This window comes from Acidithiobacillus sp. (genome assembly GCF_027322205.1).
GTDB lineage: Bacteria > Pseudomonadota > Gammaproteobacteria > Acidithiobacillales > Acidithiobacillaceae > Acidithiobacillus.
In genome coordinates this window covers 1-3,188 of the sequence record NZ_DAHVHY010000121.1, presented here as the reverse complement: position 1 = coordinate 3,188, position 3,188 = coordinate 1, and the positions used below count along the sequence as shown (strand labels likewise).

Sequence of the window (3,188 nt, the reverse complement as noted above, 5' to 3'; positions counted from 1 at the left end):
AGGGCTGATGCGACCGCGGATGAACCAGGCCATGAGGATGGGCACCAGGGTTACCGAAAGGATGGCGGCGGCGGTGATGGAAAATGTCTTGGTGAAGGCGAGCGGCGCAAATAACTTGCCCTCCTCGCCACCCAGGGCGAAGACCGGTAGGAAAGAAACGGCGATGATGATCAGCGAGAAGAATAAGGCCGGACCGACCTCCTCCGCCGCCGCCATCGCCGCCACCCAGGGGTCGACGCCGGGGTTGTGTTCCAAGTGCTTGTGCATGTTTTCGATCATGACCACGGGGGCGTCCATCATCACGCCGATGGCGATGGCGATGCCGCCCAGAGACATGATGTTGGCGGGGATGTCTAGGGACCACATGATGAGGATAGCGGCCAGTATCCCCAGCGGCAGGGCGACGAGGGCCACCAGCGCCGAACGTGCGCGCAGCAGGAAGAACAGGGAGATGAGTGCCACCGCCAGGGATTCCTCCAGCAGTTTGCCGGTCAGGGTATGGATGCTGCGTTGGATCAGCGGGGCCTGGCTGTACGTGGTGACGACCTTCACGCCTTTGGGCAGGGAGGGCTGGAGTTCCTTGAGCTTGCGCTCGATCTGACGGATGAGGGCATAGGCGTTGCCGCCCTGGTTCATCATCACGATACCGCCCACCACCTGCCCCTTACCGTCGAGTTCGGCGACGCCATTGGGCAATTGTGGACCCAACTGCACCCGGGCCACATCCCGCAACGTAATGGGCACGCCGTCGCGCACCCCCAGCGACGCATCCTCCAGGTCTTTCAGGGAACGAATGTAACCCGAGGTGCGGACGATATAACTCGCTTCTCCCATGTCCACCACCGAGCCGCTGGTCTCCCCGTTGGCGGCGCGAATGGCGGCCTCCACCTCCGGCAGGGCCAGGTTGTAGGCGAGGAGTTTCTGGGGGTCCACCACCACTTGGTACTCCTGCACCATGCCCCCTACCGTGGCCACCTCCGCGACGCCGGAGATGGCCTGTAGTTCGTACTTGAGAAACCAGTTTTGCAAGGTGGTGAGCTGGGCCAGATTCAAGGTTCCGCCGGGGTCGCTGAGGGCATATTCGAAGATCCAGTCCACCCCCGAACTGTTCGGACCCAGGGCCGGTGTGATCCCCGGCGGCAGCTTGGACTGCACCTGGCTCAGATATTGGAGCACCAGATTACGGGCCTGATAGATGCTGGTGCCCCCCTTGAACAGGACATAGACATATGAATCACCGAACATGGAGTAGCCGCGCACGGCCTGGGCACCGGGTACCTCCTGCAGGGTGGTCTCCAGGGGATAGGTCACCTGATCCTGAACGATTTGTGGCGCCTGACCCGGATAGGAGGTCTTGACGATGACCTGGGTGGGCGAGATGTCAGGGATGGCCTCCAGGGGAATGTTGATCACCGCCAGCGTACCGCCGACGATCAACACCAGGACGGCGATCATGACCAGCAAGCGGTTTGCCATACACCAACGCATGATCGCTCTAATCATGGGATTGCCCTCCCTGACCCATGTTCATCCCGGCCATGGCGCTTGGACCGGATGAGGCCGATGGCGTCGGTGGAGCGCCTGTATCTCCGGCGGAAGTGTCCGATGCAGGGGACTTGCGACCCTGAGTCGGCCCACTGATCTGCGGCCGGGAATTTCCACTGCCTGGCATGGCACTCCTGGTGGGCGCCGTGTTGCCACCCAGCATGCGGGCCTTGACCGATTGGAACTGGGATTCGGAATAGAGCAAGAACTGGGCGCTTTCCACTACCCGGTCGCCCGCCTTGAGTCCCTTGTCGATGGCTACCCAGCCGTCGGCCTCTGCCCCCAGAGCGACCTGTACCGGCAGAAAGTGTCCTTGGCCTTCATTCAGCATCACATAATCCCCCTGAGTGGTACGTAGTACGGCGCTACTGGGTACCGCCAGAGTCTCCTCGGGGCTGGCCAGAACCGTGGCGTCGGCATAGGTGCCGGGGCGCAGCGTCCCACCGGGATTGGGAAAACTCAGCCGGGCCGTCACCGTTCGGTTTTTGGGGTCGAGGGTTGGGTAGAGAAAGTTCAGGCGTCCCTCCCAGGATTTACCGGGATAGGCGGGCAGATGCAGACGCACGGCGTCGCCGATCCGTACCCACGGCAACTGATAGGAATAGAGCGCCACATTGACCCAGATCCGGTCGAGATTGGCGATTTCATAGACATTCGTCTGCGGCGAGACATAGCCACCCTGGCGCACATTGAGGGTCTCGACCACCCCGGAATCGGGAGCTATGACCGCCACATTGTGTTCCGCTGTGCCGCGCCGGGTGAGAGCTGCGATCTGGTTTTCCGGCATGCCCAGCAGTCGCAACTTCGCCTGGGCTGCCGCGAGCAATGCGGTGCCTTCCTCTGTCCCGACCTGCTGGTGAGCAATGAGATACTCCTGCTGGGCACTGTATAGCTCGGGAGAATAAATCTCGGCGAGTACCTGGCCGCGCTGCACGGGGTCACCCACGGCCCGGACGTTCAAGCGTGTCACCCAGCCAGAAAAACGCGGATTGACGGAATAGACCCGGTTCTCGTCCACTGCCACGGTGCCCAGGGTATGGATGGCATGCCCCATCTGACGGTGCTGCACCGCCACGAGGCGCACCCCCAGGTTTTGCGCCAGGCGCGGATCGATGCTGAGACCGGCCCCCTTTTTTGCGTTCGGACTGGAGGCATAGACCGGGATATAGGCCATCCCCATGCTGTCCTTCATCGGGTGATTCGAATGGATCTTGGGGTTCATGGGGGCGGCCCAGTAGAGGATGTGCCGTCCCTTGGGCGTACTTGCCGGAGCAGCGGCGGAGTGGGCACTCGGCGCAGCAGCAAGGGTCTGCAGCCACCAAGCCGCGCCGGCCCCAAAACCCACACCGATGATGAGCAGGCCGATACCGATAATCCAGTTGCGTGGCTTCATGGTTGCATCTCTCCTTGGGTGGTGAGGAAATCCAGCTCTGCGGCGTAGAGACCCAAATCGCGGCGGTGTTGCAGGCGGGCCAGGGCATAGCCCAACACTTCCTTCTGGGTGCGCAGCACCGCGTTCAGCCCGGCGCGTCCCGCCGAGTAGGCGGCGAGCGTTGCGGAAAAGGCATTCCGTGCGGTGGGCAGCAGTTGCCGATCAATGCGCTCCAACTGAATTTTATGGGATTCATACCGGGCAAAGGCGG

General features: G+C 62.2%; 3 protein-coding genes. All 3 read right to left on the bottom strand.

Features of this window, described 5'->3' with window-relative positions:
• Positions 1–1,503: efflux RND transporter permease subunit (locus M7F93_RS11490; RefSeq protein WP_298173634.1), on the bottom strand; the 1,503-nt coding region annotated here is incomplete at its 3' end.
• Positions 1,496–2,938 carry an efflux RND transporter periplasmic adaptor subunit gene (locus M7F93_RS11485; RefSeq protein ID WP_298173631.1) on the bottom strand — a complete coding sequence of 481 codons (1,443 nt, stop codon included), beginning with the start codon at positions 2,936–2,938 and terminating at the stop codon, positions 1,496–1,498. The genes M7F93_RS11490 and M7F93_RS11485, both read right to left, overlap by 8 nt.
• Positions 2,935–3,188, bottom strand: a 254-nt coding sequence (locus M7F93_RS11480) for a TolC family protein (protein ID WP_366144785.1), incomplete at its 5' end; no start/stop codon positions are given. The genes M7F93_RS11485 and M7F93_RS11480, both read right to left, overlap by 4 nt.